Origin of the sequence: Microbacterium sp. HMWF026, from assembly GCF_003061325.1 — a bacterium.
GTDB classification, from domain to species: Bacteria; Actinomycetota; Actinomycetes; order Actinomycetales; family Microbacteriaceae; genus Microbacterium; species Microbacterium testaceum_E.
The window spans coordinates 1-5,889 of record NZ_QAJB01000281.1 but is presented as its reverse complement, the minus strand read 5'-3'; the positions used below and the strand labels follow the sequence as shown (position 1 = coordinate 5,889).

Genomic DNA, 5,889 nt, shown 5'->3' with positions numbered 1-5,889 from the left:
CTGCCCTGGGTGGTCGGGCTGGGCCTGGCGGGCGTGATCGTGCTGGGCCTCGTGGGATGGGCGGCGGCGCGATGGTCGGTGCGTCCGCTCGACGAGGCGCTGCGTCGCCAGCGCGCCTTCGTCTCGGACGCGAGCCACGAGCTGCGCACTCCCCTCACGGCCCTGACCAGTCGCATCCAGATCGTGCAGCGTCGATTGAGCCGCGGCGAGCCGGGCGACGAACCGCTCGAACAGCTGCGCCGTGACGCGCAGGTGATGGACGACGTGCTCGCCGACATGCTGCTCACCGCCGAGGGGACGGCGGCACGCGGGACGGCGCGGGTGGACGAGAGCGTGCGCGCCGCCGTCGACGTCCTCTCCGCTCTGGCCGACGACGCGGGGGTCGCGCTGCATGCCAAGACGCTCGCCGCCGAGGTCGTCGCCGTGCCCGCGGTGACCGTGACGCGGATGTGCACGGCCCTGCTCGACAACGCGATCGGGCACTCCCCCGCGGGCGCGGCGGTCGACGTGTCGGCCGACGTCGAGGACGCGGACGTGGTGATCCGCGTCGAGGACCGGGGCGCGGGCATCGGCGCCGACGACCTGCCGCGCATCTTCGAGCGCTTCGCCCGGGGCGCGGAGTCGGGGCGCCGCCGGGGATTCGGGCTGGGGCTCGCCCTCGTGCGCGAGGCCGCGGGCCGCTACGGCGGCCGCGTCGAGGTGGAGCGCACCTCGGACGCCGGGACCGTGTTCGCGCTGCACATGCCGCGGGTGGACTGAGCCGGCGTCAGGGCCGTCGAGCCGGAGCGCGGACCGAGCCCGCTGACGGGTCGGGTCAGCCGGCCAGGGCGTCGTGGAACGCCGACACCTCGACACCCCCGGCGAAGCGCCGGGTGCGGCCGTGCTGCCACACGATTCCGGATGCCACGGGCGCCGATCCGACCACGTCGAGGTCGTCGATCCCGGCGACGGCGGCGATCGTCGCCCACGCGTCGGCGGTGGCGAGGTCGGACGCGACGACCGTCGCGCTCACCGGACCCGTGAGCGCCGTCCCCGTGCGGGGATCGATCAGATGCGCCCCTCGCTCGGCCGTGCCCGAGGTGGCCACGGCGGCGTCGACCACCTCGACCGTGGCGAGCAGGGCGCCCGCGCGGGTCGGGTGCGCCACCCCGACGCGCCAGACGTGGTCGCTGCCGCCCGCGGTGCGCAGCCGCATGTCGCCCCCGACGTTCACGCCGACCGCCTCGATCGCCCCCGCGGCGAGGACGCCGTCGAACGCCGTCGCCGCGGCATCCACCGACCAGCCCTTCACGTAGCCGGTGGGGTCGAACCATCCGCGCCAGTCGGCGTCGAAGCGACCGCCGCTGCGCGCGCGCAGCTCGCGGCACCTCGCCGCCACCTCGGCCACGCGGGGATCGGCGTCGTCGAGAGCGAGCAGTCCGTCGCGCAGGCGCGAGACGTCCGAGTCGTCGCGATACGTCGAGAACACGCGTTCGTCGTCCCGCAGCCGCTCGATGCACGCGGCGACGGCGTCGCCCACGTCGCCGCCGCGGCGCACGGCGGCGATGAGCGTGATCGAGGCGACCGTCCCCATGACCTCGGCCGTGACCGTGACGGCCGAGGTCACGAGCGGGCCTGGTCGAGGGCGGACTGCAGCGAGGTGCGGTACCCGGTGCTGGTGTAGGTGGCACCCGAGACCATGTCGACCTGCGCGCTCTGCGCCGTCATCGTCTGCTGCACCAGGATCGGCAGCGCGCGCGAGTTGATCTGCTGATCGCGCCCGCTCTCGGAGGGGTACTGCGGGACCTGCACGTCGGTGATGGTCCCGCCCGACACCGTGATGCGCACCTGGACGGGACCGTAGCGGGTGTTCGCCGCCTGGCCCGTCCAGGTCCCGTCGGCGAGGCCGCTCGACGACGAGGGCGTAGCGGCCGGCGCGGCCGACGCCGAGGACGAGGCTGCGGACGACGGAGCGGGCGAGGCGGATTCCGACGGGGTGCCCGTCGTCGGGGGCGCGACCGCAGCACCGCCCGCCGTCGGGGCGTCGGCGAGCGCACTCGCGGGTTCGGGCTCGAGCGAGGTGCGATAGCTGAACAGCAGCACGAGTCCGGTGACGGTGGCCATCAGGGCGTAGACGATTCTCTTCATCGGGTGCTCCTCAGACGGTGAAGGCTTCGAGGTGGATGCGCTCGGCGGGAACGCCGGCGCGGCGCAGGTCGGCGCGGACGGCGGCCATCCACGGGGGCGGACCGCACAGGAACACGTCGGTGTCGGCGGGGCGCGGGGTCACGTAACGGATGAGGTCGGGCCCCGTCCACTGCGCGTGCGAGAGCGGGAGCCACGGCGACGCGGTCCGCGCCCGCGGTCCGATGAGCGGGGCGTGGCGCAGGCCCCGCTCGCGCACGAGGCGGGTGATCGCGTCGGTACGCAGGGCGTCGGCCTCGGCGTGGTCGCGCACGAGCAGCGTCGCTTCCTCGGGCGCCCATTCGGCATCCTCGAGCACCGACACGAGGGGTGCGACCCCCGCCCCGGCCCCGATCATCAGCAGGTGTCCGCCGCGGCGCTCGTCGGCGGTCATCGTGCCGTAGGGCCCTTCGATCAGCACGCGCGTGCCGGGACGCAACGCGGCGAGGCGGTGCGTGCCGTCGCCCACGATGCGGGCCGAGATGACGAGCTCTCCCCCGGCGGGGTCGGCGGCGAGCGAGAACGGGTGCCCGCGGGTCCAGCCCGGCCCGTCGAGGAACCGCCACACGAAGAACTGTCCCCCGCGCGCGTGCAGCCTCTCGAGCCGTCGCCCGGTCATGCGGACCGCGACGCCGCTGCGCCCGTCGGGCACGACGTTGCTCACGCGGATGCCGTGCCGAAGCGATCTCGCCAGCGGCATCCCCAGCCGGAAGACGATCACCGCGGCCACGGTCGCGCCCCACATCGCCCACCAGTACGTGGTCGCCGCCGGCGAGGCGACGAAGTCCGCACCCGTCCACAGCATGTGCGGGATGGCGAGACCCACGCCCAGATAGCCGTAGAGGTGCAGCAGATGCCACGACTCGTAGCGCAGGCGGCTGCGGGCCCTGCGCACCGACGTGACGACCACCATGAGCAGCAGGCCGGTGCCCGCGGTCGCCAGCAGCATGCCGGGGTAGTCCCAGACGAACTCCCACGCCTGCACGATCGGATTCGCGCCCGCGTCGATCGCATAGCCGAGGACCTGCAGGACGATGTGAGCGGTGAACAGGGCGAAGGACCAGAACCCGACGATCCGATGCATGCGGGTGATGCCGTCGCGCCCGAACCCCCGCTCGAACAGCGGCACGCGCGCCATGAGCAGCACCTGATAGAAGAGCAGGTTCGCGGATGCCAGCCCCGCGGCGCGGCCGAGGGCGTTGAGCGTGTCCGCTCCCCCGGCCTGCAGCGCCTGCGCTTCACCGCCGGCGAGCCACACGGCCACGACGACCAGGCTCGTGGCCCAGATCACGACGATCGCGGCGAGGTTCCACAGGGGCCGGGTCGAGGTGACGCGGCGCGGCACGCGACGCGCGCCGCGGTGGACGAGCGGCGGTTCGGCGAGGGCGGGGGCTGCGGTCATGCGCTCAGCGTGCCCGCGCGCCCCCTAGACGACTCCAAGAAAAGGCGGTGCCGGGCCAACGCATAGCGAATGCCGAGGGGGATCGTGGGCGGCGCTGCCCCGCACCCGGGGCCCGCGCGACCGTCCCGGGTCAGTCGTCGAGGCCCACGAGGGCCGCGCTCCGCTCCCACAGCACCTTCGACACCGCCGGGTCGTCGGCCAGGCGGTTGGTCTTGGCGGGCTTGTTGTTGGCGTAGAAACCGCCCGGCTGCCAGTCGACGCCCGGCTTGCCCAGCGCGAGCCACGTCAGGCGCGCCCCGCCCACCGAGGTCGACGTCATGAGCTGCTGCGCAAGCGGACCGCCGTACAGGAACTTCCACGGCCCGTTGCTCGAGGAGCCGAAGTTCGAGGCGATCACACCGGGGTGGAAGGCGACCGCCGACAGCCCCTCGTCGCCGAACCGGCGGTGGAGCTCCTTGGTGAACAGGACGTTGGCGAGCTTGGCGTTGCCGTACGCCGCCGTCGAGGAGTACCGACGCTCGCCCTGCAGGTCGTCGAGATCGAACCGCGGGAAGAGCTTCGCCGCGGCGCTCGAGGTCTGAATGACCGAGGCCCCCGAGGCGAGCAGCCGCTCGCGCAGCAGGTTGGTGAGCAGGAACGGGGCGAGGTGGTTGACCTGGAAGGTCGTCTCGTACCCGTCCGCGGTCAGAGTGCGCTCGCCGAACACGCCGCCGGCGTTGTTGGCGAGCACGTCGATGCGCGGGTACTTCTCGAGCAGGGATGCCGCGAGCTCGCGCACCTGCGACAGGTCGCTGAAGTCGGCGACGAAGGAGTCCACCCCGAGGGTGCGCGCGACGCGCGCCGTCTTGTCGGGGTTGCGACCGACCACCACCACCTCTTCGCCCAGCTGGGCGAGCTGCTTCGCGGATGCGGCGCCGATGCCGTCGCTGGCGCCGGTGATGACGATGGTGCGGGTCATGGAAACCTCCAGGTCGAGTACCCCCACGCTAATCGCGGCGTCCGACACCGCGGCGGGGGTTGCCCCCGGCATCCCGGACTCCCCCGAACTCACAGGCCGCTCCCAGCCCCGCGGGACCAAAACGGGGCGGACCGACGTTCTCCTCTGTGACGGCCGCCACAGGTCGTCATGACGAGAGGACACCAACCGTGAGCACGGAGTACCGGAAGACGTCGCAGGCCCTCAGCCGCCTGACGGACCGCCAGTTCGCCGTCACGCAGGACGACGCGACCGAGCCGCCGTTCCGCAACGAGTACTGGGACAACCACGAGGACGGCATCTACGTCGACGTCGTGTCGGGGCAGCCCCTGTTCAGCTCGACCGACAAGTTCGAGAGCGGCTCGGGCTGGCCGAGCTTCACCAAGCCCATCGATGACGCCGCCGTCGTCGAGAAGAAGGACCGGACCCTGTGGATGACGCGCACCGAGGTGCGCTCGTCGGGCGCCGACAGCCACCTGGGTCACGTCTTCGACGACGGCCCCCGCCAGGCCGGCGGACTGAGATACTGCATGAACTCGGCCGCGCTGCGCTTCGTGCCGGTCGCCGACCTCGAGTCCGAGGGCTACGGCGCCTTCCTCGCGCTGTTCCGCGAGAGCCGGGCCTCATGAACCTCTTCTCCCTCTTCACCCGTGACCGCAAAAGGAGCGACACCATGACCAGCGGACCTTCCGACACCGGCGAGATCACCCGCCGTCCCGGCACCGAGACCGCCGTCCTCGCGGGCGGCTGCTTCTGGGGCGTCGAGGACCTCATCCGCCGCCAGCCCGGCGTGCTCGACACGCGCGTCGGCTACACCGGCGGTCAGAACGACCACGCGACGTACCGCAACCACCCCGGTCACGCCGAGGCCGTCGAGATCGTCTTCGACCCCACGCAGACCTCGTACCGCGACATCCTCGCGTTCTTCTTCCAGATCCACGACCCGTCGACGCTGAACCGTCAGGGCAACGACATCGGCACGAGCTACCGTTCGGCCATCTTCCCGCTCTCGCCCGAGCAGGAGAAGGTCGCGCGCGACACGATCGCCGACGTCGACGCCTCGGGCATCTGGCCCGCGAAGGTCGTCACCACGATCGAGGCCGAGGCTCCCTTCTGGGAGGCCGAGCCCGAGCACCAGGACTACCTGATCCGCATCCCCAACGGCTACACGTGCCACTTCGTGCGTCCGGGCTGGGTGCTGCCCAAGCGCGAGCAGGCCTCGGCGTAATTCCCTTCGGAGGGCCCGGATGCCACGGCATCCGGGCCCTCCGTCTCTGTCGAGCGTCCAGAACACGCCGTCCGTCGCCGATGCGACGCGGCGTGTCGTGGACGGTCGACGGACGGCGTG

Annotated in this window: 7 protein-coding genes; 3 read left to right on the top strand and 4 right to left on the bottom strand. The window is 72.5% G+C overall.

Annotated elements, in window-relative coordinates; translation table 11 throughout:
* On the top strand, positions 1-759 hold a 759-nt coding region (locus DBR36_RS10835), incomplete at its 5' end, for a sensor histidine kinase KdpD (RefSeq protein WP_108319277.1).
* 55 nt (positions 760-814) lie between these two features.
* On the opposite strand, the gene DBR36_RS10830 is transcribed toward DBR36_RS10835, so the two are convergent.
* The 4 genes from DBR36_RS10830 to DBR36_RS10815 form a co-directional block, all read right to left on the bottom strand.
* Positions 815-1,606, bottom strand: coding sequence for an FAD:protein FMN transferase (locus DBR36_RS10830; RefSeq protein WP_219927642.1), 792 nt, complete (start codon positions 1,604-1,606; stop codon positions 815-817).
* Positions 1,603-2,127 carry an FMN-binding protein gene (locus tag DBR36_RS10825; protein WP_108319271.1) on the bottom strand — a complete coding sequence of 175 codons (525 nt, stop codon included), beginning with the start codon at positions 2,125-2,127 and terminating at the stop codon, positions 1,603-1,605. Before DBR36_RS10825 ends, DBR36_RS10830 begins: the two co-directional genes overlap by 4 nt.
* Positions 2,128-2,137: 10 nt before the next feature.
* Positions 2,138-3,565: a ferric reductase-like transmembrane domain-containing protein gene (locus tag DBR36_RS10820; protein WP_108319269.1), complete on the bottom strand. Its 1,428-nt coding sequence runs from the start codon at positions 3,563-3,565 to the stop codon at positions 2,138-2,140.
* Positions 3,566-3,695: 130 nt separating this feature from the next.
* Complete coding sequence (locus tag DBR36_RS10815; RefSeq protein WP_108319267.1) at positions 3,696-4,523, bottom strand: SDR family NAD(P)-dependent oxidoreductase; 828 nt, start codon at positions 4,521-4,523, stop codon at positions 3,696-3,698.
* Between the two features lie 188 nt (positions 4,524-4,711).
* On the opposite strand from DBR36_RS10815, the gene msrB reads away from it, so the two are divergent.
* A complete protein-coding gene (msrB, locus tag DBR36_RS10810) occupies positions 4,712-5,170 on the top strand; it encodes a peptide-methionine (R)-S-oxide reductase MsrB (RefSeq protein ID WP_108319265.1) in 459 nt (152 codons plus the stop codon).
* 44 nt (positions 5,171-5,214) lie between these two features.
* Entirely contained in the window at positions 5,215-5,769 is a 555-nt protein-coding gene (msrA, locus tag DBR36_RS10805; RefSeq protein ID WP_108319273.1) for a peptide-methionine (S)-S-oxide reductase MsrA, read from the top strand.
* Positions 5,770-5,889 lie beyond the last annotated feature (120 nt).

What these genes read in the sequence shown, in the direction of transcription:
- DBR36_RS10825 (WP_108319271.1), bottom strand. Translation starts at nt 2,127, where the DNA reads ATGAAGAGAATCGTCTACGCCCTGATGGCCACCGTCACCGGACTCGTG.
- DBR36_RS10820 (WP_108319269.1), bottom strand. Translation starts at nt 3,565, where the DNA reads ATGACCGCAGCCCCCGCCCTCGCCGAACCGCCGCTCGTCCACCGCGGC.
- DBR36_RS10815 (WP_108319267.1), bottom strand. Translation starts at nt 4,523, where the DNA reads ATGACCCGCACCATCGTCATCACCGGCGCCAGCGACGGCATCGGCGCC.
- msrA (WP_108319273.1), top strand. Translation starts at nt 5,215, where the DNA reads ATGACCAGCGGACCTTCCGACACCGGCGAGATCACCCGCCGTCCCGGC.